The organism is Flaviflexus equikiangi (assembly GCF_014069875.1).
Taxonomy (GTDB): Bacteria; Actinomycetota; Actinomycetes; order Actinomycetales; family Actinomycetaceae; genus Flaviflexus; species Flaviflexus equikiangi.
Window position 1 is genome coordinate 162,977 of sequence record NZ_CP059676.1, and the last position, 22,626, is coordinate 185,602.

At 63.0% G+C, this 22,626-nt stretch carries 20 protein-coding genes, 1 tRNA gene and 1 other RNA gene; 17 read left to right on the forward strand and 5 right to left on the reverse strand.

From position 1 onward, the window contains the following. Window positions 1-45: 45 nt before the first annotated feature. Window positions 46-459, forward strand: coding sequence for a hypothetical protein (locus H2O75_RS00840; protein WP_182172342.1), 414 nt, complete (start codon window positions 46-48; stop codon window positions 457-459). On the opposite strand, the gene H2O75_RS00845 is transcribed toward H2O75_RS00840, so the two are convergent. Beyond that, window positions 456-2,855 (reverse strand): ATP-dependent DNA ligase, encoded by a 2,400-nt coding sequence (locus H2O75_RS00845; RefSeq protein WP_182174778.1) that lies wholly within the window; start codon window positions 2,853-2,855, stop codon window positions 456-458. The two genes, H2O75_RS00840 and H2O75_RS00845, sit on opposite strands and share 4 nt — an antisense overlap. 87 nt (window positions 2,856-2,942) lie before the next feature. On the opposite strand from H2O75_RS00845, the gene ku reads away from it, so the two are divergent. After that, entirely contained in the window at window positions 2,943-3,791 is an 849-nt protein-coding gene (ku, locus tag H2O75_RS00850) for a non-homologous end joining protein Ku (protein ID WP_182172345.1), read from the forward strand. Window positions 3,792-4,105: 314 nt separating this feature from the next. On the opposite strand, the gene H2O75_RS00855 is transcribed toward ku, so the two are convergent. Next, a tRNA-Ser gene (locus H2O75_RS00855) sits at window positions 4,106-4,190 on the reverse strand. Window positions 4,191-4,513: 323 nt separating this feature from the next. On the opposite strand from H2O75_RS00855, the gene H2O75_RS00860 reads away from it, so the two are divergent. The 8 genes from H2O75_RS00860 (at window position 4,514) to H2O75_RS00895 (ending at window position 11,606) form a co-directional block, all read left to right on the forward strand. After that, the gene (locus H2O75_RS00860) at window positions 4,514-5,182 is read left to right on the forward strand and encodes a VOC family protein (protein WP_182172348.1); all 669 of its coding nucleotides are present in this window, start codon (window positions 4,514-4,516) and stop codon (window positions 5,180-5,182) included. Window positions 5,183-5,306: 124 nt separating this feature from the next. Next, complete coding sequence (locus tag H2O75_RS00865; protein ID WP_182172351.1) at window positions 5,307-6,326, forward strand: zinc-binding dehydrogenase; 1,020 nt, start codon at window positions 5,307-5,309, stop codon at window positions 6,324-6,326. Next, complete coding sequence (locus tag H2O75_RS00870) at window positions 6,323-6,754, forward strand: PaaI family thioesterase (protein ID WP_182172354.1); 432 nt, start codon at window positions 6,323-6,325, stop codon at window positions 6,752-6,754. The genes H2O75_RS00865 and H2O75_RS00870 overlap by 4 nt, the downstream gene beginning before the upstream one ends. Then, window positions 6,751-8,250, forward strand: a complete 1,500-nt coding sequence (locus H2O75_RS00875; protein ID WP_182172357.1) for a class I adenylate-forming enzyme family protein — start codon at window positions 6,751-6,753, stop codon at window positions 8,248-8,250. The genes H2O75_RS00870 and H2O75_RS00875 overlap by 4 nt, the downstream gene beginning before the upstream one ends. Continuing rightward, window positions 8,240-9,028: an ABC transporter permease gene (locus H2O75_RS00880; RefSeq protein ID WP_182172360.1), complete on the forward strand. Its 789-nt coding sequence runs from the start codon at window positions 8,240-8,242 to the stop codon at window positions 9,026-9,028. The genes H2O75_RS00875 and H2O75_RS00880 overlap by 11 nt, the downstream gene beginning before the upstream one ends. After that, window positions 9,025-9,795 carry an ABC transporter permease gene (locus H2O75_RS00885; protein ID WP_182172363.1) on the forward strand — a complete coding sequence of 257 codons (771 nt, stop codon included), beginning with the start codon at window positions 9,025-9,027 and terminating at the stop codon, window positions 9,793-9,795. The genes H2O75_RS00880 and H2O75_RS00885 overlap by 4 nt, the downstream gene beginning before the upstream one ends. Beyond that, complete coding sequence (locus tag H2O75_RS00890) at window positions 9,792-10,616, forward strand: ABC transporter ATP-binding protein (protein WP_182172367.1); 825 nt, start codon at window positions 9,792-9,794, stop codon at window positions 10,614-10,616. The genes H2O75_RS00885 and H2O75_RS00890 overlap by 4 nt, the downstream gene beginning before the upstream one ends. An 18-nt stretch (window positions 10,617-10,634) precedes the next feature. Then, window positions 10,635-11,606 carry an ABC transporter substrate-binding protein gene (locus tag H2O75_RS00895; RefSeq protein ID WP_182172369.1) on the forward strand — a complete coding sequence of 324 codons (972 nt, stop codon included), beginning with the start codon at window positions 10,635-10,637 and terminating at the stop codon, window positions 11,604-11,606. Here the strand turns inward: H2O75_RS00895 and H2O75_RS00900 are convergent. Next, window positions 11,603-12,280 (reverse strand): SDR family NAD(P)-dependent oxidoreductase, encoded by a 678-nt coding sequence (locus H2O75_RS00900; protein WP_182172372.1) that lies wholly within the window; start codon window positions 12,278-12,280, stop codon window positions 11,603-11,605. The genes H2O75_RS00895 and H2O75_RS00900 overlap by 4 nt on opposite strands. Before the next feature lie 141 nt (window positions 12,281-12,421). Between H2O75_RS00900 and ffs the strand changes: the two genes are divergently transcribed. From ffs to H2O75_RS00925, 5 genes are all read left to right on the forward strand, one after another. After that, window positions 12,422-12,517, forward strand: an RNA gene (gene ffs / locus H2O75_RS00905) — signal recognition particle sRNA small type. Between the two features lie 67 nt (window positions 12,518-12,584). Further along, window positions 12,585-14,831, forward strand: coding sequence for a DNA polymerase III subunit gamma and tau (locus H2O75_RS00910; protein WP_182172405.1), 2,247 nt, complete (start codon window positions 12,585-12,587; stop codon window positions 14,829-14,831). Next, complete coding sequence (gene recR / locus H2O75_RS00915) at window positions 14,831-15,463, forward strand: recombination mediator RecR (RefSeq protein ID WP_220462748.1); 633 nt, start codon at window positions 14,831-14,833, stop codon at window positions 15,461-15,463. Before H2O75_RS00910 ends, recR begins: the two co-directional genes overlap by 1 nt. 111 nt (window positions 15,464-15,574) lie before the next feature. Then, the gene (locus H2O75_RS00920; protein WP_182172408.1) at window positions 15,575-16,837 is read left to right on the forward strand and encodes an aspartate kinase; all 1,263 of its coding nucleotides are present in this window, start codon (window positions 15,575-15,577) and stop codon (window positions 16,835-16,837) included. Beyond that, entirely contained in the window at window positions 16,834-17,877 is a 1,044-nt protein-coding gene (locus H2O75_RS00925; RefSeq protein WP_182172412.1) for an aspartate-semialdehyde dehydrogenase, read from the forward strand. Before H2O75_RS00920 ends, H2O75_RS00925 begins: the two co-directional genes overlap by 4 nt. 45 nt (window positions 17,878-17,922) lie before the next feature. Here the strand turns inward: H2O75_RS00925 and H2O75_RS00930 are convergent, their stop codons facing one another. Beyond that, window positions 17,923-19,149: a DUF4032 domain-containing protein gene (locus H2O75_RS00930; protein ID WP_182172415.1), complete on the reverse strand. Its 1,227-nt coding sequence runs from the start codon at window positions 19,147-19,149 to the stop codon at window positions 17,923-17,925. A gap of 31 nt (window positions 19,150-19,180) precedes the next feature. Next, window positions 19,181-20,308, reverse strand: a complete 1,128-nt coding sequence (locus H2O75_RS00935; RefSeq protein ID WP_182172418.1) for an ABC transporter ATP-binding protein — start codon at window positions 20,306-20,308, stop codon at window positions 19,181-19,183. 224 nt (window positions 20,309-20,532) lie between these two features. On the opposite strand from H2O75_RS00935, the gene H2O75_RS00940 reads away from it, so the two are divergent. After that, entirely contained in the window at window positions 20,533-22,194 is a 1,662-nt protein-coding gene (locus H2O75_RS00940) for a serine/threonine-protein kinase (protein WP_182172421.1), read from the forward strand. 9 nt (window positions 22,195-22,203) lie between these two features. Further along, entirely contained in the window at window positions 22,204-22,584 is a 381-nt protein-coding gene (locus H2O75_RS00945; protein WP_182172424.1) for a hypothetical protein, read from the forward strand. Window positions 22,585-22,626 lie beyond the last annotated feature (42 nt).

The window sequence follows — 22,626 nt, forward strand, 5'->3', positions numbered from 1 at the left end:
CAAGGTGGCCTCTCTATACTTGTGGTCCCACACGTCAGGAGAGACATGACCATTCGCAACGCAATCCTTCGAGCAGTACCCGGCGCCTACATCCTCAACTCGGGCATCAACAAGCTCGGCATGGACGAGGAGACGGCCGCTGGGCTCCAGCGCATGGCGGCAGCGGGCGTGCCGATCATGGCAGAGATGACACCCGCGCAGTTCGGAAAGTTCCTCAGCTACGGTGAGACCGCCGTCGGTGCGGCGCTCCTGTTGCCGTTCGTGCCCTCCCGCCTGGCGGGAGCGGCTCTCGCAACCTTCGGTGCAGGACTCATGGCAAGCTACTTCGCTCTGCCCGACATGACGCTCGAGGACGGCGTGCGCCCGTCCGAGGCGGGAACCGCTGTCGCCAAAGACAGCTGGCTGGTGGCGATCGGTGCCGCCCTCATGCTGCCGCAAAGCAGGCGTGAGAGGCTCTAGACCTCCCACCGCACGTCCGCGGGCGCCAGGTCTGTGCGCCATCCGCGCCACACGGCGTGCCGCAATCGACCGTTGCGCGTTCTGCCCGCCACGGTGACCTCTCCGACCTTCTTGGGGGTCACCCACCAGGCGTCAAGCATGTCTGCTTCCGGAACGTCCGCGACGGGTGGCGTCTTTCGTTCAAGACGGTGCAACTCTTGGTCGATTGCCACGAGCTGCGACTGCGAGAAGCCGGATCCGACGCGGCCAGCGTACCTGAGCTCCCCCTGATCGTCGGGGACGGCAGCGAGCAGGGATCTGATGCCGCGGCCGTCCCGCCCGCGGCGCACCCCGATCACCACAATGCTCTGATGAGGGTGGAATTTGAGCTTGAGCCAGGCTGTTCCCCGTTCTCCGGGGAGATAGACCGAGTCGGTGCGCTTCGCGACGACACCCTCAAGGCCCAGCTCTCTGCTGGCCTTCTCGGCCGTGGCCAAGTGGCCGAGGTCGTGGGGAGGGATCGCCACATGCTCTCCCGCCGCCACGCCCGCTTCCAGAATGCTTCGACGTTCCAGGAATGGACGGCGGATCAGGGAGCGGCCGGCTGATGGTGGGCCAAGGTGCAGAATGTCGAAGACCATATATCGGAGATCTGCCTCCTCATCCCCGCGGAGCGCTGCCTGTAGTTTCCCGAAGTCCGGCCGCCCCTGCTCGTCAACAGCCACCAGTTCGCCATCGAGGATCGCACCACCAGCGGCGAGAGCATCACCTGTCAGGAGATGGACGAGCTCACTGAGTTCGGGAACCCTGTCCGTCATGTCCACCCCGTTGCGACTCGAAAGGACGACGGCACCATTCGTGCCGTCGGTGACGATTCCCGCGACGAGACGGTATCCGTCCCACTTCATTTCATAGGCCCACGAACCCTCAGCGACGTCACCGCGAACTGCTGGGCGTGCGAGCATAGGGGAGGGGAGATCGTTGATCGTCGGGACCGTCCGGGGTAGTGTCGGCGCTCCCTCGGGTTGAGCGTCCGTGAGGCGGAGCAGCCACGCGTCCTTCCCCATGGATGCAGTGTTGACGAGAGCGAAGCGCCGCGGGATCCCGCCGAGACCTCCCGCCTTCTCTCCGTGAAGCACCGCAATCACCTCGCTCCCATCCACCCACTTCTCGCACTCGAAGAAACCGCTGTCCCAGATGCTGACAGTCCCGGCCCCATACTCTCCGCGCGGGATGACTCCCTCGAATGACGCGTACTCGATCGGATGGTCCTCGGTTTTAATGGCGAGTCTGTTCGTGCCGTGCTCGGCAGGCGGCCCTTTGGGAATCGCCCACGACACGAGAACACCGAAGTGTTCGAGGCGGAAATCCCAGTGCAGGCTGCTGGCGTGATGTTCGTGGATGACAAAGATGGGCCGATGCCCTTCCGAGCCCTGCGACGGTGGCTGTGCCGGGACTGGTTCTGTGGTTCTCCCCGGGTCCCTCATGGAACGGTAGGTCGATAACCGATCGATCGAGACATCCTCGTCCCCGAGCGCCGCGATCGGATTGAGGCCCCGCTCGAGACGCTCGAGGACCTCTCCCATCTCCAAGTGACGCAGCCCAGGAGCGGTGATCTCCTCCCACGTCCGTGGGGCAGCCACGGTGGGGCGCAGCCGCCCCCGCAGGGAATACGGGCTGATCGTCGTCTTAGAGCTGTTGTTCTGGCTCCAGTCGACGAGGACGCGGCCGCGACGGCGCGACTTCGTCATCGTCGAGACAACGAGGTCCGGATGATCCGTCTCGAGTCCGCGTGCCAGCTCTCGGGCGAAAGCGGAGATGACGTCAGAGTTGTGGGTGCCATCCAGCGGTGCGTACAGGTGGATGCCAGTGGAACCTGACGTGACAGGAAACGTCGACATTCCCATGTCGTCCAAGATGTCGCGGCACAGGCAGGCAACGGCAGCACAGTCCTGCAGGCCCATGCCTTCGCCCGGATCGAGATCGAGGACGAGGCGGTCTGGATGACGGGGTTGGCCTTGGCGTCCGAAGCGCCACTGGGGGACGTGCAGTTCCAATGCCGCCACCTGGGCGAACCATGCGAGCACGGCGGCTTCCTGTGCAAGCGGATACGTGCTGACCCCGGTCGAGTGTGTCTGCCTTCCGGTCGGAATCCAGCCGGGTGCAGAATCTTCGAGATCTTTCCGGAAGAAGACCTCACCTGGACTGTTCGCGGTGCCCACGCCATCGACCCATCGTTTTCGGGTGACGGGTCGTCCGTGCATCAGCGGGATCATGGCGTCCGCGACGGTGAGATAGTAGTGGAGGATTTCGGCCTTCGTCGTCCCTGTCTCGGGATAGAGCACCTTGTCGAGGCGTGACACCGTGAGGAGTCTGTCCCCGACTCGGTACAGCTGTCCGCCACGCCCCACGTTCATCACCTCGATCCAGTCTCCTGAGGGTAACGTTCGGCGACACTTCCCTCAACAGCTCGCTGTGATGCTGCTTACGCTAGGATCGTCGCCATGCGAGCAGTGTGGACAGGGGCAATAACTTTCGGGCTGGTCAACGTTCCGGTCAAGGCCTACAGCGCCGTGGAGGATCACGATATCTCCTTCCACCAGGTGCACGATGCTGACGGTGGGCGGATCCGCTACAGCAGAGTGTGCGAAGTCTGCGGCAAGAAGGTGGAATACAAGAACATCGACAAGTCGTACGAAGAGGACGGTGACACGATCATCCTCACGGACGAGGACCTCGAGTCGCTTCCCGAAGCGGCAAACAACGAGATCGAGGTGGTCCAGTTCGTCCCCTCCGACCAGATCGATCCCATCATGTTCGAACGCAGCTATTATCTCGAGCCCGAGGGTAAATCCCCCAAGTCCTATCTGCTCCTCCGGCGCACTCTCGAGGACACCGATCGCACAGCGATCGTCACCTTCGCCCTGCGGCAGAAGACTCGCCTCGGTGCACTGCGTTCGCGCGGCAAGGTTCTCGTCCTCCAAGGGCTGCTGTGGGCGGATGAGGTGAGGGAGATGGACTTCCCGGCAACGAGATCACGCGCCAAGATCAGTGATCAGGAACTGAAGCTGGCTTCCCAGCTTGTCGACCAGCTCGCCTCAGATTTCACGCCCGACGAGTTCGAGGACGAGTACCAGGTCGAACTGCGAAAGCTCATCGACGCGAAGCTCGAACAGGGCGAGACACTCGATACGGCAACTACCTTCGGCGAGAGCGACACGGCGGACGATGCTGACGTCATCGATCTCATGGAGGCGCTCAAGGCTTCACTCGATAAGAAGCGCGCGAAGACGGGCGCCAAGAAAGAGAACGGCTCGAAGGGTTCGCGCAAGAAGGGGTCCAAGGCCGGATAGGCCGCTGTCACGGACCATCACGCTGTCATCGAACGCGGCCTGTTCTGCTAGCACAGCCAGCCGAACAGCTCTCGCGCACGTACTGCTGTCGATTGGTGATTCCGACCCGGGGACGATGGTGGGAGAGCGATGAGCCGCCAAGGTCCACCAGTCCGACCCTCAGCCGACCGAAGCCGCAACCGTAATCGGACCCCACCGGTGATGACAGGCCGAACACCCCACCAGCGCCGGGCGTTCGAATAGACTCGGATGTTCGATAGGCGGGTGGAACGAGAAAGGGACTTCCCGTCAATGACGAAAAGTCCCTGTTCCTGCGGAGGATGGGGGATTCGAACCCCCGAGGGCTTGCACCCAACCCGCTTTCCAAGCGAGCGCCATAGGCCACTAGGCGAATCCTCCTCGCGTGCCGCGAACCCGCAACATGCCTTTCGATCTTAACGGACGAGTATGCGCAGAGGGAAATCAGGGGACTGTCGGCTGCGCCATGATTTCGCCGCCGCGCGGAACGTGCGGGGGTGGGCCGGGGAGTTCTCCGAGGGCGAAGAGCAGGTGACGGCGACAGTCTTTAGCCCGGTAGCCTGCGTGTTCAGCGTGACGTCGTTGCGCGCAGAGTGGGGGATAAGCGATACCGACCCGTGAGACGTCTATACAAACCCGACCTTCCTTTGTCAGAATGACAGCAGATCATTGACAACGAAACTATCGCCTTGGAAGGAGATGTGATGACCGACAGCCGTCTCGTCCCACCTCTCCTCGACCACATCGTTGTCACCACTCCAGACCTTGATGGTCTCGTCGAAGAGTTCGCCGCCACCACGGGCGTCCGGCCCGAGAAGGGCGGTTCGCACGAGAAGCTGGGCACGAGAAACTATCTCGTCTCCTTCGGCACCGATTCTTATCTCGAGCTGCTGGGCATCGACCGCGACCTCCCGGAGCCCGCCCAAGCGCGCCCCTTCGGCGTGGACAACGTCACCTCAACCACGGTATCCACATGGGTGCTCCATCCTGAGGATGCGGATGCGACGGTGATCGCCGGTCGGGAGAGCGGCATTGATGTTGGGGATCTTGCGCCTGCTTCGCGCCGCAAGCCCGACGGAGAGCTGCTGTCGTGGCGGCTGACGCCACCGCTCGGAGGCGGAATGAACGGTGCGATTCCGTTCCTCATCGACTGGCAGGATTCGGTATCCCCTGCCGTGTCGACACGTGCCCGGGTCACTCTCGATTCGTTCACGATCCACACCGATAATCCGGATGCTCTTCGAATGTCCCTGGCTGCCCTCGGCACCCAGGCCGACATGTGTTGCCTCGAGTGTCCGTGCGGTGAGTGCCGGGGGGAGCTTCCCTGTCTTGGCCTTGCCGTGAGTGGGCCCGCAGGAACCTGGACCATCTGAGTCTTCCCTCAACCTGCACACCAGGGGTTTGTCCTCGCTCACGGCCACCTTTTCGCTATATGACGATCACGTGTGCGCTGTCGCGTACCACCATCCAGGAGAAGCATTGACTCATCAACACACCATGAAGGCTGTTGTTCTCTACGAACACGGCTCTGTCGATTCCCTCGTTCTGACAGAGGACTACCCGAAGCCCGACATCGAGCCCGGCAAGGTTCTTGTCAGAGTCGAAGCCACATCGCTCAACTATCACGACATTTTCACGGTTGGTGGGATGCCGGGGATCAGGATTCCGATGCCGGTCGTCCCCGGCCTCGATATCGCCGGAACTGTTGACGAGATCGGCGCGGGCGTGGAGGGCTTCACCGTCGGCGATCGGGTTGTCGTCAATCCTCTCAACTCGGCATTCGAGCTCATGGGAGAGGTCATGGACGGCGGGCTTGCGCAGTACTCTCTTGTCGAAGCCGGCCAGCTGATTCCGCTCCCTGATAGCGTGTCGTTCGCCGAGGCGGCCGCCCTGCCGGTCGCGTACGGCACCGCCCACCGGATGATCGTCGGAAAGAACGCGATCAAGGCGGGTGACAAGGTTCTTGTTCTCGGCGCCTCCGGCGGTGTCGGTACCGCATCTGTCCTTATCGCGAAGCAGCTCGGAGCCTATGTTGTTGCGGCCGTCGGATCTGACGACAAGGGAAGGAAGCTCCTCGATTATGGTGCGGACGAGTACTTCAACTACCGTGACATCGCGATCGATGCGTGGACTCGAGCGAACGTCGGCAAGCCATCGCGAAGCTCCACGGAGCCCGGTTTCGATGTCATCATCAACAACACTGGGGGCGACACATGGCACCCGACCCTGAAGTCGACGAAGCTCGGCGGCACCATTCTTGTCTGCGGTGCAACGGCAGGCTTCAATCCTGCGGAGGACCTGCGATACATCTGGTCGTTCGAACTTAAGGTCCAAGGCTCGAACGGCTTCGGCCGAGAAGATATCGAAGCACTCGTCAACCTCATCGATACACAAGATTTCCACCCGGTCGTCGACTCGGTCCTCACATTGGAGGAAGCGCCTGCTGCTCTCAAGCGGCTCGAGGATCGCGGCGTGACAGGCAAGGTCATCATCGCACCGTGGGGGACCGACGCATGAGCGCACCCACGGCGGCGGACGTGCAGGCGGCTATCGATGCCGGACCGTTCAACCGGTGGCTGGGCGTGACCGTCACGAATCTGACGCCCACGGCGATCACCCTCGAGGCCGAGACGAGATCGGAGTGGACGAATTCGGCCGACGGGACGGTGATTCACGGCGGCATCATTTCCGCGCTCCTCGACGTTGCCGCATGCTTCTCGCTCGTCGGATCTCTCGGAGGGACGGCCCCGACCATTGATCTCTCGACACACTTCCTTCGCGCCGTCACGCCAGGAAAGATCATTGTCATCGGACGCCTCGTCAAGCCGGGGCGAGCGATTGCAGTTGCCGAAGCCGAGCTGGCAAACGAAGGAGGGAAGACCGCGGCTCTTGCTCGCGGCACCTTCGCCGCCTCAGCGACCACCCCTCTCGGAGCATCCTCATGACGTCGGCCGGAGTGAGCGGCAATATCGGCGATGCTGTGTCTCGGTTCGATCCCGCTGCTCCCGCCCTGACGGAGACAGATGGGGAGCAGTTAGCAGTCACCTACGGTGAACTCGGCCTCCGCATCGCTTCCGCCCAGCAGGCCCTTGCACAGAGGGGCGTCCGTCCCGGGGATCGAGTCGCCATCATCGGCCTGAACTCGCTCGCGTGGGTCGTGGCGTTCTACGCGATCATGAGGGCGGGGGCTGTGGCTGTTCCGATCAGCCATAAGCTGCCACCATCCGCTCTGGACTTTGTGCTTGACGATGCCCGGCCGACACTGGTCCTCACGGACACTGCGGACCGTGCGGCCGGAACTCGCCCCATCCTGCTCGATGACCTCCGTGGCGGGGACGTGGCGCTCGACGATGTTCGCGCCGCTGATGTTGTCGAGAGCGATCCTGCCATGGTGCTGTACACGTCTGGCTCGACCGGCAGGCCCAAGGGTGTTGTCCGCTCCCACGGCTCCCATCGGTGGATCATGTCCCACGCCGAACAGGGACAGCATCGGACCATTCTCGTTGCCGCACCCCTCTACCACATGAACGGCTTGGCCACGGTGCAGGGTGCTTTCCTCCAGGGAGATCACGTGATCCTCCAGTCGGTCTTCGATGCGAAAGGCTACCTTCGTGCGATTGCAGACCATCGGGTCACGAAGACGACTGGAGTGCCGCCCATGATGGCATTGGCGCTGCGGGAGAAGGCCTTGATCGACGAGCTCGATCTGAGTTCCGTGACGGAGCATCTGTTCGGTTCAGCGCCGCTGAGCGACGAGCTCATTGACATGATCGCGGACGTGTTCCCCCGCGCGACGTTGACGATCAGCTACGGGACGACAGAGACGGGCCCAGTTGCTTTCGCGCCCCACCCGGACATGCCCACACCGAAGAACTCCGTCGGAGTCGCCCACCCGCAGGTGCGGGTCCGTCTTCTTGCTGACGATGGCACGGTGCTCGTCGAGGACGGCCAGTCAGCCTCCAGCAGCGTGACGGGAGAGATCACCGGGAATCTTGCCCTCGCATCCCCCGCCGAGTTCACCGCCTACCTCAACCGTCCCGACCGTCCGGTCGACGCGGAGGGCTTCTACGCGACCGGTGATCTCTTCCGGCGCGACGAAGAGGGGTTCTATTTCTTCTCTGGACGAGTCGATGACATGTTCGTCTCCGGCGGGGAGAACGTCCACCCGGCGGCAGTCGAGAAGGTCCTGGAGGAGCATCCAGGTGTGCTCCAGGCCGTTGTCGTCCCCGTGACCGATGCCGTGAAGGGAGCGAAACCTGTCGCCTTCGTCATCCCCAAGGACGGTGCAACCGTATCCGAGCAGGCACTCAAGGACTGGGTGTTGGCCCGCATGGAGCCCTACGCACATCCGCGTCACGTCTACTTCGTGGACGAGTTCCCCCTCTCCGGCACGAACAAGATCGACAGGAAATCTCTCGGGTCGGAGGATCATGACCATTGATTACAGGAGGGCACCGGTCCGTACAGGTCTTGCGGTCGGCACTGCCCTCGTTCTTCTCCTCGCGTGGGAGATCGCCGCCCTGACCGATGTCATCCCGACACGGTTCGCGCCCTCTCCGAGCCAGATCCTGGGCGAGCTCGGCGGTATGATCGCCACCTCCGCGCTGTGGTCCGCGATCGGTGCGACGCTCTACGCGTGGGCACAAGCGCTTGCGCTTGCTGTCACGGCGGGAACCGCGATCGGTCTGGCTCTGGGTTCCTCTCGCTACTTCTCCGCCCTGTTCGGGCCGATCCTCGATTTCCTCAAGCCGATCCCGTCGATCGCGATGATTCCGCTCGTCATCTTCACCATCGGCTCGGGCAAGAATGCCGAGGTCTTCCTCGCGACCTACGGGGCGTTCTTCCAGATGCTCATGTCGTCGATATCGGCGACCCGCATGATCGATCCCGTCGGCCGGGACACTGCCGATGCGTATTCCTTCGGCTTCTGGACGAGACTCCGCTACGTGATCGTGCCGAGCATGCTTCCTCAGCTCATGACGGGCATCCGGATCGCCTCCAACACGGCGCTGATCTTCTGCATCACGGCCGAACTGCTCATGGGGATGGCGGGGCTCGGCAGTGCACTTGGGGCAGCCGGCTCTGCCGGCAACCTGACGGTCATGTACGCCTACATCGTCGTCATCGGAATTGTTGGATTCTCCCTCAATACGGGGCTTCTGGCGCTTCAGAAGAGGATCCTGTCCTGGCACGAGTCCTACCGAAACGAGGCCGCATGAAAAAGCCAATGTCGCTGGCGCTGGGTCTCCTCGGCACCGGTATTGTTCTTCTTCTCTGGTGGGTGACATCCAACCAGTCCCGCGAGCTCTACTATCCGCCTGCCCAGGACGTCCTTGAATCCGTGTGGGCCTACTGGTTCATGGGGGAGGGGCGTGCCGACCTCCTCTCGAGCCTGGCGAACCTTTCCCGGGGGCTCCTTCTCGGCATCGGCGGCGGGTTCCTCCTCGGCCTCATCATCGGGCAGGTCAGGTTTGTCCGCTACGGTCTGACGCCGACGCTCGAGTTCGTTCGCGCCATCCCCGGCACCGCCCTTATCCCTTTCGCGATCGTGATCTTCGGACTCGGGGACCAGATGAAGATCTTCATCATTGCACTCGGCACACTCTTCCCCGTGCTCCTCAACGTCATCGATGGAGTGCGGTCGATCCCTCGAGAATCGCATGACACGGCGAAGAGCTTCGGCATCACGGGATGGGCGAAGCAGCGTTTCGTCATCATCCCCGCCGTTATGCCCCGCGCGGTCGCAGGAATCACGGTCGCGATCCCGCTCTCCCTCATCCTCGTCGTCACGAGCGAGATGAGAGGGTCTCGGGATGGCATCGGAGCGTTCCTCATCACTGCGTCAAACTCTTTCAACCAGAGTGCCGTATGGGGCGTCATCATCCTCCTCGGCGTCCTCGGATTCACTCTCACCACCGTCTTCACGCTTATCGAAAATCGTCTGCTGGCCTGGGATCGCGGCCTGCATGGAAGGGACAACACATGACCGCCCGTGTTCGACTCAGTATCGAAAATCTCCATAAGACCTATCCGGCGCGAAACCGTCGAGACAAGGGAACGGAGGTCCTACGAGACATCAACGTGGACGTCTTCGACGGGGAATTCCTCACGATCGTCGGCCCGTCGGGGGCAGGCAAGACGACGCTACTGCGGACCGTGTCGGGGCTCCTCGACTCGACGAGCGGCAGGGTCCTTCTCGACGGCAAGGAGATCGTTGGACCTCCCCGCGAGATCGCCCTCGTGTTCCAGGACTACTCCAGGTCCCTCTACCCGTGGATGACGGTGGCGAAGAACATCGGCCTCCCGCTCAAGGCCCACGGTGTCGAGCGAGCCGAGATCGCCAAGCGTGTTGAGGCCGCTCTGTTCAACGTCGGCCTGGCAGGCGTGGGAGACAGGTACCCGTGGCAGCTGTCCGGGGGCATGCAGCAGCGCGTCGCAATCGCACGTGCCGTGGCCTACCGTCCCGAGGTCATGATCCTCGACGAACCGTTCGCTTCAGTCGATGCTCAGACCCGCAATGATCTCGAGGACCTGCTCCTGCGGGTGAAGGAGCAGACGAACTCGACCTTCGTGTTCGTCACCCACGACGTCGACGAGGCGGTCTACCTGTCCGACCGCGTCGCCATCCTCTCGAAGACGCCCTCCCGGATCGAGCGTGTCATCGACATCAACCTGCCCCGGGAGAGAAATCAGTTGGAGACACGGGCACTGCCCGAGTTCTCGGCCTATCGGGCAGAAATCTTCGGCACGATACGAAATCTGGTCGTGCCTGCCGATCAGGGCCCATCGCCCGAATACTCGATCTAAGACAACAGAAAGAAAAGAATGGAATTACTTGGCAAAGCGACAGCATTGGCACTGACCGGACTGTTCGCCCTCGCGGCCTGCTCGTCGGATGATGCTCTCGAGGAAACAGCAGACGGACTGACGAAGCTCACGGTCTACCACATCACGACCGTCGACTCGACGCCGCTCTACCTCGGAGTCGAGGAGGGCTTCTTCGAGGAGGAGGGCCTTGACGTCGAGGTGAAGATCGCCGAATCCGGTTCCGCGATCATTCCGTCCGTCGTCAACGGTGAAAGCCCCATCGGCTACGCGAACGTCGTCTCTGACCTTGCCGCCATCGATCAGGGTCTCGACATCAAGCTCGTCTCCAACTGCTGCGGTGTCGCAGGCACATCCGATGAGACAAGCTCGCGCGTGTTCGTCCTCGAGGATTCCGACATCCAGGGCCCCGAGGACCTCGCGGGAAAGACGATTGCCGTGAACTCGACGAAGAACCTCGGAGACGTGACGATCCCGGTTGCTCTCGAGAACCAGGGTATTGACGCCTCGACCATCGAGTACGTTCCGATGAACTTCGCCGACATGTCGGCAGCCCTGGAACGCGGCGACGTGGATGCGATCTGGATGGTTGAGCCATTCCAGACTATCGCCTACGACAACGGTTACCGTCCCGTGCTTGCGAACTTTGCGGAAGCGTTCCCCAACTCGACACTCGGCTACTACATCACCTCCGGAGACTTTGCGGACGAGAATCCGGAGACGGTGGCAGCATTCCAGCGTGCACTCGACCGTACGAACGAGTACGCGTCAGAGAACCATGACAAGCTCCGCGAGCTCGCCGTGTCCGAAATCGGACTGACCGAGGACGTTGCCTCCCGCATCGCCTTCGCGACCTTCGAGCCGGGACTCGATACCGAGTCCGTGGAAACATACGCGAAGGCCGCAGTCGACTTCGGCATCATCTCCAAGGAGCCCGACTACTCCTCGATCTTCGTCCAGCCCGGCAACTAGCGGTTCGGGGTGATGGTGAGCCGATCAATGACTGAATCAGAAGGTGCTTCCAGCACCATCTGAATCGCCCATGCAACCGAATCGGGGGACATGGCGGTGGATGGATCGAAGCGACGATCCGCCTTGGCCGCCATGTCCCTCTGCATGTCCGTATCAATGCGGCCCGGGGTCACCGTGCTGACCCGGATCGTGCGCTCCTCCGCCCGCAACACCGAGGCCGCCTTCTCGAGGGCGGCCTTCGAGGTCGAATAGGGGAGCCAGCCGGGGAAGTCGGCAGTCGCGGCAGTCGAGCCAACATAGACAACCGTGCCCCGAGCCTCGCGCAGGCGGGGAAGGAGTGCCTTGGTGAGAAGGATCGGGGTGAGCACGTTGACGGTGTACACGTCCCGCAAGAAGTCGTCCGCCATAGTTTCAAGCGGTGACGCTCCTTCAATGCCAGCGCAGGACACGAAGGCATCCAGGCTGCTCTCCGGTATCTGGGACGCGATGGTCGCTGCCGCATTCCTCTCTGACAGGTCGCCGATCACGATCGAGGAAGAAGGGTAGCGCTCCCGCAGGAGCCGAGCACTGTCCTCGTTGCGTGCGAGAAGGATGAGAGACCACGTCTCGGAAAGCCGATCGGCAAGCGCCGCGCCGACCCCGCGTCCCGCGCCGGTGAGGAAAAGTGTTGTCATGCACCCAGTATCGGGCCTCCGCTTCGGACTCGCCAAGCTCGCACCGTAGTGAGCGGGGTGTGGTAACCACACCAAAACGACTCATTCCCAATGCGTGTAATCCCCGCTTTTACCCACCGCCGCCATGTGCGCTAGACTGTCGGTGGCTCCCCACGTGACGCTATCTCGTATACCGCCCCAGGGTCGGAAGGCAGCAAGGCAATACGGGCTCTAGCGGGTGCGTGGGGAGTCCCTTATTCTCCCCGGGCGATGACGCGTCTCTTATGCGTTCGGTTCTGCCGAGGGAGGGAACTAGACTGGGCCCGTGAGCACTGCACTGTATCGACGCTATCGGCCCGAAACCTTTGAACAGGTCGTGGGCCAGGAGCACGTGACCGTCCCGCTCATGGCAGCCCTCGAGGGGGACCGCACCAACCACGCCTATCTGTTCTCCGGACCCCGCGGGTGCGGAAAGACCACGTCGGCTCGGATTCTTGCCAGATGCCTCAACTGCGCTGAGGGCCCCACGGCAACCCCGTGCGGTGAGTGCGAATCGTGCCGCGAGCTGTCTCGCGGCGGCACAGGCTCTCTCGATGTGGTCGAGATGGATGCAGCATCCCATGGCGGCGTGGACGATGCTCGAGAGCTGCGCGAACGGGCCAGTTTTGCCCCGCTCCGCGACCGCTACAAGGTCTTCATCATCGACGAGGCCCACATGGTCTCAAACCAGGGTTTCAATGCCCTCCTCAAGCTTGTTGAGGAGCCGCCCCCGCACGTCAAGTTCATTTTCGCCACGACGGAGCCGGAGAAAGTGATCGGAACCATCCGGTCACGCACCCACCACTATCCATTCCGGCTCGTCCCGCCCGGGATTCTCGAGACCTATCTCGCGGATCTCGCGAGGCAGGAGAACGTCGAGGTCGGAGACGGTGTGCTGCCGCTCGTCGTGCGAGCAGGGACAGGCTCCGTACGAGACAGCCTGTCTGTTCTCGACCAGCTTATCGGCGGCGCCGCAGGCAACACGCTCGACTACCAGACCGCGATCTCCCTTCTCGGATATACGGACGGGGCGCTGCTCGACTCCGCGGTCGATGCGATCGCGAACGTCGATGGTGGCGCGCTCTTCACCGCCGTCGCCAACGTCGTCGAATCCGGTCACGATCCGCGCCGCTTCGTCGAGGACCTCCTCGAACGCCTCCGCGACCTCGTCGTCCTGTCGCTTGCGGGAGAGTCTGCCGCTGATGTCCTCTCGACAATCCCGGAGGACCAGCTCGCGCGCATGATGGACCAGGCGGAGCGTCTTGGAGCCAGCCGGGCCACGACGTGCGCTGATCTCACGAATAGGGCCCTCTCAGACATGGTGGGGGCAACCTCTCCACGGCTCCAGCTCGAACTCCTGTGTGCGAAGCTCCTCCTGGCGGCCACGAGCGTCACGCCCGCAGTGCAGGGCGCGGGAGTGAGCTTGGCGGATGCTCGGGCGGCCGCGAGGAGCTTCAAGAAGGCGGAGGCTCCCCCCGCAGCTCCCGCGCAGGAAGCACCGCAGGCTGCTCCGCCCGAACCGCGGGAGAAGCCTGCCGTGCAGGCACCCGGCCGTCTCGTGCCGCCGCAAGAACCAGCGCCACGTGCCACGGTGCAGAAAGAAGAACCTGCTCGAGAATCGGATGAGGAGAAGCTGTCTCGCATCCGATCCATGTGGGCTGACATCACGGCCGATCGCAGGGTACCGCGGGGCACGAACGATTTCATTCGCCAACACGGCAAGGTTGCGGTTGTCGAGGGCGTCCTTCGTTTCGACTTCCCGACGCAAGAACTTGCCCGCTCCTTCGAAGCCCGTGCCGGAGAGATCCAAACGGTGATCAGGGAGAAGCTCGGAGAACCGCTGGTCGTCCACTTCGGGGTCACCGGCACTCCGCGCGAGACCGCCGACGATCCGGAGGGTGACTCACGGGCACCATCGGTAGCCGCTGCCACTGAACGGCACACAGTTTCCCAGGGTGAACCTCCGGTTCGCCGCAGCGAGGAGACGGCCGTACCCGCCCAGCAGGGCGCGATGTCCGCAATCGCGCGTGCCTCCGCACGGTCGGCCGGAAGCCGTGATTCGGCCGCCTCTCCCGAGGAGCCGCGTGGAACATCGCCCGCAGCCCTACCGCCGATGCGTGGAGGCGGCGCAGAGATCGCCTCATCCGATTTTCCGCACGGGGAACCAACACCCCCGGACGACGACGAGTACGGCAGCATCCCCGAACAGCTGCCCCCCGATCTGCCCGATATCGTCATGGAGGACTTCCCGAAGCCTCCCCCCGCCGCTATGCCGAAGTTCCCTGCCCCGCCCCCGCGCGAGGCTCCGAGCATGGGAGGCGTGGTACCGAACCGGACCGGGGGAGTGTTCTCCCGGCTGGCCGAATCACGGAGCGTCGAATCAGCCCCAGAAGAAGAAATCGTCGATGTTGAGCACGAGCACGAGCTCGTATCGCATGACGACCCGCTGGCTCTCGAAGCGCAGGGCATTGGTTTGAGCGTCGTTCTTGACGTGCTGAACGCAACCATCATCGAAGAAGTTGAGGAGACATAGTGGCAGGTGTGTACGACGGTGCCGTCCAGGACCTGATCGACGAGCTCGGTCGGTTGCCCGGCATCGGACCCAAGAGTGCCCAGCGCATCGCCTTCCACATCCTCTCCGCCGATGAGACCGACGTTCAGGCGCTGATCGATGCGATGACGGCGGTGAAGTCGAAGGTCCGGTTCTGCACCGTGTGCGGGAACGTGACGGAGCTGGAGGTCTGCAAGATCTGTTCCGACCCGAGACGGGTGGACTCGGTGATCTGCGTCGTGGAGGAGCCGAAAGACATTGTCGCAGTGGAACGGACCCGCGAGTATCGTGGCCGCTACCATGTGCTCGGTGGAACGATCAACCCTATCGAGGGAGTGGGCCCCGAAGACTTGCGGATCCGCCAGCTCTTCACCCGCCTCTCCGATGGCAAGGTGCAGGAGATCATCATCGCCACCGACCCCAACATCGAGGGCGAAGCGACAGCGTCCTATCTCATCCGTTCGCTCGCACCGATGGGTGTCAACGTGTCTCGTCTCGCCTCTGGCCTCCCCGTCGGGGGAGATCTCGAGTATGCAGACGAGATCACTCTCTCCCGGGCCTTCGAGGGCCGAACCATGGTCCATAGGACTTCCGGCGGCGACAGCATCGACTGATTAGCCCTACTATTGCACTCATCACCATCCATAACGTGAGAACGACGAGACTGGATAAGCTCGGCGGCGACAATCTCATCGACAATGAAAGCCCGAACAGACGGAGTCATAGTGAGCCTAGTAGTCCAGAAATACGGTGGATCGTCCGTGTCTGACGCCGCCGCTCTCAAGCGCGTCGCCGCTCGCATCGTCGAGACGAAGAAGGCCGGAAACGATGTTGTTGTCGTCGTCTCTGCCATGGGCGACACGACCGACGACCTTCTCGACCTTGCGGCGCAGGTGACGGCCGACCCGCCCGCCAGGGAGATGGATATTCTTCTCACGGCGGGAGAACGCGTCTCCATGGCACTGCTGGCCATGGCGGTGACAGAACTCGGTGTTCCCGCCCACGCATACACCGGGCAGCAGGCAGGCCTGCGCACCGACAACCATTACGGCAAAGCCTCCATTGTCGGCATCGTTCCCGAGCGTATCGCCCGCGACGTCAAGGACGGGTCGGTTGCCATCATCGCCGGCTTCCAGGGCGTCAACGAACTGAACGACGTCACGACTCTCGGCCGCGGCGGCTCCGACACGACAGCGGTTGCGCTCGCGGCCGCCATGCATGCCGATGTGTGCGAGATCTACACGGATGTCGACGGTCTTTTCTCGGCAGACCCCCGCATCGTTCCCGCCGCCCGGCGCGTCCAGTCCCTCGACTATGAGGAGACGCTGGAGCTGGCCGGGCAGGGCGCAAAGATTCTTCACCTGCGTGCCGTCGAGTTCGCACGTAAATACAACGTGCCTCTTCACGTGCGCTCGTCATATTCCGAACTGGAAGGAACCTGGATCATGAACACGGACGAGAGGGACATGGAGTCCCCCATCATCACCGGCATCGCCCACGACCGTTCGCAGTCGAAGCTCTCCATCCTCGGTGTTCCTGACATTCCGGGCAAGGCCGCGAAGGTGTTCGGCAAGGTCGCGGAGGTCGGTGCCAACATCGACATGATCGTGCAGAACGTCGCAGCCTCCGAACCCGACAAGACCGATATCTCGTTCACGCTTCCTCACGACAGTGCCGCGGTTGCGCTCAAAGCCATCGAGGACATGAAAGAGGAGCTGCAGTACAGGGAGGTCACCTTCAACGAGAAGGTCGGCAAACTCTCCCTCATCGGGGCCGGCATGAGGTCCCACCCGGGTGTGTCCGCGAAACTCTTCGGGGCGCTGGCAGAGGCCGGGATCAACATCGACATGATTTCCACGTCCGAGATCCGCATCTCTGTCGTGGTTCGCATCGATGAACTCGATAAGGCTGTGCGTGCCGTCCACACCGCATTCGACCTGGATGCTGAAGACACGCAGGCAGTTGTTTACGGAGGGACAGGACGATGAGTATCACTCTCGCAGTAGTTGGCGCCACAGGGCAGGTCGGTCACGTCATGCGTGCCCTCCTCGAAGAGCGCGGCACGAAGGTGGGCACAGTCCGCTTCTTCGCATCCGCACGCTCCGCAGGCAAAGAACTCACCTTCAACGGTGAGACGGTTGTTGTCGAAGACGTTGCCACGGCAGACCTCTCCGGCATCGACATCGCACTCTTCTCCGCCGGCGGCGCAACATCGAAGGAATATGCCCCGAAGTTCGCGGCCGCGGGAGCAGTCGTCGTCGATAACAGCTCGGCATGGCGGAAGGATCCCGATGTTCCCCTCGTCGTGTCCGAAGTGAATCCGGGAGCGTTGAAGAATCGCCCCAAGGGCATCATCGCGAACCCGAACTGCACGACGATGGCGGCGATGCCGGTGCTGAAGCCCCTCCATGATGCGGCAGGCCTGCGCCGCCTCATCGTCTCCTCCTATCAGGCCGTTTCCGGTTCCGGCCTTGCCGGAGTCCAGGAGCTTGCCGGACAGGTCACGGCCGGAGTGAGCCAGGATCTGGCAGCTCTCGCGACAGACGGCTCAGCCGTCGAGCTTCCCGCCCCGAAGACATACGTTGCACCCATCGCGTTCAACGTGGTTGCGCTCGCGGGCAGCCTCGTCGACGATGCCAGCAACGAAACGGACGAGGAGCAGAAGCTTCGCTTCGAATCCCGCAAGATTCTCGACATTCCTGAGCTTGCCGTGGCGGGCACCTGCGTGCGCGTCCCCGTCTTCACCGGCCACGGCCTCTCCATCAACGCCGAGTTCGAGTCCAGCATCGACGTCGAGCAGGCGAAGTCCTTGCTCGAGGGGGCTCCCGGCGTCAAGCTCGTCGACGTTCCGACCCCGCTCGAGGCGGCCGGTCAGGACCCCTCGCTCGTGGGACGCCTGCGTGTCGACCAGTCCGTCCCCGACGGCAAGGGTCTCGCCATGTTCGTCGTGGGCGACAACCTTCGCAAGGGTGCGGCCTTGAACACGATCCAGATTGCTGAGCTCCTCATCGAGGAACTGACCGCATAACGGTCGAAGCGGCAACGAGTGTGGCCCCGTTAGGGGCCACACTCGTCAGTCCCGGTCGATGATCGCTCCGAGGAGTGCCTTCTCATCGGGACGGTAGATGAGAATGTTGTCGATATAGGAGCGGACGGCGTAGTTCATGGACACGTCGTGACCCGCCTTCTCCGACATGTACCAGCGGTGCTCGAGAAGCTCGTGATACATTTCTGCCGGCTGGAGGCGTCCGCGCAGATGAACGGGGATCGCGTTGACAGCGGGTTCGAACACGTGCGACATCCACTCGTGCGCGACCTCGGAGAGCGGCTGCCCGGCTCTGCCGGTCAGCGCCCGATAGGATTCGAGATCGTTGAGGAGCCGCCTGGCCTGATTCTCCTCGACGTCGAGCCCCGTCAGGCGGAGGATCTGCCGATGATAGTGACCAGCATCGACGACCTTGGGTTGGATCGAGACCGATGAGCCGGACGTGTTCGACGTCATGGACAGCTCTCCGACATCGAATCCCAATGTGTTGAGGCGGTTGATCCGCTCCGCTACCCTCCACCGTTCGTTCGAGGCGAAAGAGTCAACCCGGGTCAGCTCGCCCCACAGCGTCGTGTACCGCTCCTCAAGCCGATCTCCCCACGCGACAACATCAATATCCTCATCGAGCATCCCGCCCGCCTGAAGATCCATGAGCTCACCGATGATATTGGTTCGCGCCACATCGATGTCGTAGGTGCGTTTGCCGTCCGAGAGCGAAACATTGAGCTCACCCGTCTCCGCATCGACCAAGTAGGCCGCGAACTCACCGGCATCACGCCTGAACAGCGTGTTCGACAGGGACACGTCGCCCCAATAGAAGCCGAGAAGATGAAGCCGCACAAGGAGGATCGAGAGTGCGTCGATAAGCCTGTCCGCAGTCTCCGGCTTGAGGAAGGTTCCGAAGGCTGCGCGGTAGGGCAGCGAGTAGGGAAGATGCTCCGTCACGAGGACCGCCTGCAGCGGCTGACCCTCCACATCGGCCCGGCCCGTGACGACTGCGAGGGGCGTGACCGCCGGAGCCTCGAGGCGCGCCAGATCCCGGAGCAGCTCATATTCGCGGTGCGCGGTGAACTCCCCGATCTCCTTGATCGCGATCACCTTCCCGCCAAGGTGCGCGAAGCGCACGACATGGCGGGAGATGCCGCGGGGGAGGGCCGCGATGTTCTCATCGGGCCACTCCTCCAGCGGTATGTGCCACGGCAAGTCGAACAGTGCGGGTTCGACGGACGCGGCGGTGATCTGCAGGGCCACCATTCACCTCTCCGGGCGCGATGCGCCGCGCCGGCTACCGGCCGAGCGCGTTGCCGGTCGAGTGGCTGAAGAAGTGGCCGCCGTGGTCCTTGAGCTGCACGGTGACAACAGAATCGGGTGCCGGTACCGCATTGGGTGGGATGCGGACCACGACCTGGTCGGAGCCGTCGCCGGAGCCGAACTTCTCGACTTCCCGCTCCGAGCCGACGATCTTGCCGTAAATGTAGGCGTCCGAGCCGAGCTCTTCGACGAGGGTGACCTTGACGGGGATGGTCGAGGTCGAGCCTTCCGTGGCCGGTTCGAGGTTCTCTGGACGGAATCCGACGATCACCCTGCCATCATCGTCGGGAGTGATCCCGGCAAGGACAGAATCGGGCAGGGCGACTGATGCATCGCCGAAGGTGGCGCGGCGGCCCTGGATCGTCCACGAACCGATGTTCATGGCGGGCGAGCCGATGAAACCGGCCACGAAGCGGTTGGCAGGGGTGTCGAACATGTCGCGCGGAGTACCCACCTGCTGGAGCAGGCCATCCTTCAGCACGGCGATACGGTCGCCCATGGTCAGGGCTTCCGTCTGGTCGTGCGTGACGTAGACGGTCGTGATCCCGAGGCGGCGCTGCAGGGAGGCGATCTGTGTACGGGTCTGGACACGAAGCTTCGCATCCAGGTTCGACAGCGGCTCATCCATGAGGAACACCTGCGGCTGGCGGACGATCGCGCGGCCCATGGCGACGCGCTGACGCTGGCCGCCCGACAGTGCCTTCGGCTTGCGCTCGAGGTAGTCCACCAGGTCGAGGATCTCTGCAGCCTCCTGCACCCGCTTAGCGATCTCCTCCTTCGGCGTGCCTGCGATCTTCAGCGCGAAGCCCATGTTCTGGGCCACCGTCATGTGGGGATAGAGGGCGTAGTTCTGGAAGACCATGGCGATATCGCGGTCTTTCGGGGTGACATCGGTGACGTCCTTATCGCCGATGTAGATGCGGCCAGCATCGACCTCTTCGAGGCCTGCGAGCATGCGCAAAGATGTTGACTTCCCACATCCCGACGGTCCGACGAGAACGAGGAACTCGCCGTCTTCAATGGATAGATCGAGAGCGTCGACGGCGGGCTTATCGTTGCCCGGGTATTGACGCGTTGCCTTGCTGAACGTAACAGTGGCCATGATTGGTCCCTTCACCGGCAGGTACGTGCCGGACGATCCGTTGTGAAGGTGCCAGAGCCGCGAGTCGACACTGACACGGCCGCGAAAGGGAACGATGAACATCGGTGTTCATCACTATGTCTTCCACAACCTCCTCAATCATGCCGGTAAGCGAGTGATCATTTCAAGCGAACGGGGCGAGTAGGACCAGGGCGTCCGGGAAAAACTCAGGTACCGTAGGCAGGGTGCGAGACCGTAGCGAGATTGGCGGCTACCAGCTGGTTCAGAAGATCGGCTTCGGTGGCATGTCAACGGTGTATAAGGCGCTTGATGGGGGCGGGAACTCCGTCGCGCTCAAGCTTCTCCACCCCTCTATCTCAGCCGACCCCAATGCTCGGGACCGGCTGCGCCGAGAGGTGCGTACGCTCCGGCAGGTGACCGGCCCCTACGTCGCCCAAGTGATCGATGCCGAGACGGAGGAGGACGATGCTTTCATCGTCACCGAACTGATCGACGGACCCACCCTGTCCGTCGACGTGTCAGACCACGGCGTCTTCATCGGCAAAGATCTCGCAGACCTTGCGAAGGAGCTTGCCGAGGCCCTGCAGGCAATCCACGACAAGGGCGTCCTGCATCGAGACCTCAAACCCTCCAATGTCATGATGAGCCAGCGGGGGCCCGTCCTCATCGACTTCGGCATCGCGCAGATCGCCGAGGAGTCGCGCATGACAGCAACTGGCCTGTTGGCGCACACGCCGGGATATGCCGCTCCCGAGGTTCTCAACGGAGAGGATCCCACGGCGGCAGCCGACTGGTGGTCCTGGGCCGCAACGCTCGCCTATGCCGCGACGGGACATGCTCCGTTCGGGACGGGGCACAGCCCGAAAGTGACGCGGCGGGTCCTGACCGGTGAATGCGACCTGTCAGGTGCCGATCCTGTTGTCGCGTACGCACTGGAGGCGGCTCTCAACCCCCGCCCGGACAGGCGCCCTGACCCGGCGACGGTGATCGGGATGCTCGATGGCTCCATCGAGGTCGATGAGGACTACCTCATCCTCGGGCCCCGTCATGCGGAACCGGCTGATACCGTGCCCGCCCCGGTGGGCGACATGGACGTCACGGACCTCGTCACAGACCAGGGGGAACCTCCGCAATTCCCCCCGACCAGGCCGATGGCGCCGCCCGGATACTATGCCCCCGCACCCACAAACAGGTACGAGACGCCCAGCCCGTACGACACGTCCGGGTCCGCAGTCTTCCATCCGCGCCAGGACTCGGCGGTTGTCGCGCAGGCACGCTTCGATCCGCGCTTCTCCCGGAACCCGGCGCCGCTCCCGGACTGGCTGAGGCCAGCTCCCCGCAGGCCCGTTGTCGTTCTTATGCTGTGGGCTGTCTTCATCGCCTGGGCGGGTGTGCTGCCGGCCTACTCGATTCTTGCCTTTGCCGCCTACTCCCTCATCTCCTCGATCGTGGGTGTGGCCCGTGATGCACTGATCCGTGCTCGGCTCGAACGGGGCGGGCGTTTCCGGGGAGAGTCGATGAGCGTGCTCGGACGCCTGCCGCTCTCGATCTTCGGGGGACTGGCGCGTACTATCGCCGCGGTGGGTTCCGGGCTCGTCACCGGCGGGGCCCTGTCATGGTTCCTGCACGACATTCTCCTCATGAGCAATGTCGTGTGCGTGCTCGGGGGTGCGCTTGTCGGCACACTCGTGGCCTGGGTCTATCCCACGAGCCGTGCTTCGCGCGAGACGACGCGGCTTCTGTTCGCGACGATCGCGCCGAGCACGGGATATCGGCTGTTCTGGGTGGTGCTGGCAACCGCGCTGCTCTCCCTCGCGCTCGCCATCTACTCGAATGGCGGGGAACCCGACTGGACCCCGTTCTCCATCCCTTTCGTTTTCAACTAGACTGTGCTCGTGACCGTGCGACTCCGAGTCCTCTCCGCCGCAGTACCAGCCCTTGCGGCGGCTCTGCTCGTGCTCGGATCACGGTGTACGGACGCAGCCCATTCGTTCCTTCTCTACGCGGGTGTGATCCATGCTGACGCGGGCTGTGCGAGCGGTATGGCTCTCGGTCCGAGTGCAATGCAGATCGGCGGCCTCGGCCTCATTGTTGCGGCCAGCGCGATCGGGAACTCGGTAGCGGTCCGTGAGGCGATAGCGTCCCTCTTCGGCCGGTTGATGACGGTGCGGCCCTTTGCTCGCCCGGTGCCCGTTCCGGTCCTTTCGGGATATTCCCGCAGGCGCACCTGGGGTGTTGACTGCGGCGTGGGATCGAGGGACCCTCCGAGGCCCTGATCAACCCCGCCCACAACACCAAAACGTCAAGAAAGATCAACC

What these genes read in the sequence shown, in the direction of transcription:
- H2O75_RS00885 (WP_182172363.1), top strand. Translation starts at nt 9,025, where the DNA reads ATGAAAAAGCCAATGTCGCTGGCGCTGGGTCTCCTCGGCACCGGTATT.
- ku (WP_182172345.1), top strand. Translation starts at nt 2,943, where the DNA reads ATGCGAGCAGTGTGGACAGGGGCAATAACTTTCGGGCTGGTCAACGTT.
- H2O75_RS00840 (WP_182172342.1), top strand. Translation starts at nt 46, where the DNA reads ATGACCATTCGCAACGCAATCCTTCGAGCAGTACCCGGCGCCTACATC.
- H2O75_RS00870 (WP_182172354.1), top strand. Translation starts at nt 6,323, where the DNA reads ATGAGCGCACCCACGGCGGCGGACGTGCAGGCGGCTATCGATGCCGGA.
- H2O75_RS00865 (WP_182172351.1), top strand. Translation starts at nt 5,307, where the DNA reads ATGAAGGCTGTTGTTCTCTACGAACACGGCTCTGTCGATTCCCTCGTT.
- H2O75_RS00930 (WP_182172415.1), bottom strand. Translation starts at nt 19,149, where the DNA reads ATGGTGGCCCTGCAGATCACCGCCGCGTCCGTCGAACCCGCACTGTTC.
- H2O75_RS00880 (WP_182172360.1), top strand. Translation starts at nt 8,240, where the DNA reads ATGACCATTGATTACAGGAGGGCACCGGTCCGTACAGGTCTTGCGGTC.
- H2O75_RS00895 (WP_182172369.1), top strand. Translation starts at nt 10,635, where the DNA reads ATGGAATTACTTGGCAAAGCGACAGCATTGGCACTGACCGGACTGTTC.
- H2O75_RS00925 (WP_182172412.1), top strand. Translation starts at nt 16,834, where the DNA reads ATGAGTATCACTCTCGCAGTAGTTGGCGCCACAGGGCAGGTCGGTCAC.
- H2O75_RS00860 (WP_182172348.1), top strand. Translation starts at nt 4,514, where the DNA reads ATGACCGACAGCCGTCTCGTCCCACCTCTCCTCGACCACATCGTTGTC.
- H2O75_RS00875 (WP_182172357.1), top strand. Translation starts at nt 6,751, where the DNA reads ATGACGTCGGCCGGAGTGAGCGGCAATATCGGCGATGCTGTGTCTCGG.
- H2O75_RS00935 (WP_182172418.1), bottom strand. Translation starts at nt 20,308, where the DNA reads ATGGCCACTGTTACGTTCAGCAAGGCAACGCGTCAATACCCGGGCAAC.
- H2O75_RS00845 (WP_182174778.1), bottom strand. Translation starts at nt 2,855, where the DNA reads ATGAACGTGGGGCGTGGCGGACAGCTGTACCGAGTCGGGGACAGACTC.
- H2O75_RS00900 (WP_182172372.1), bottom strand. Translation starts at nt 12,280, where the DNA reads ATGACAACACTTTTCCTCACCGGCGCGGGACGCGGGGTCGGCGCGGCG.
- H2O75_RS00890 (WP_182172367.1), top strand. Translation starts at nt 9,792, where the DNA reads ATGACCGCCCGTGTTCGACTCAGTATCGAAAATCTCCATAAGACCTAT.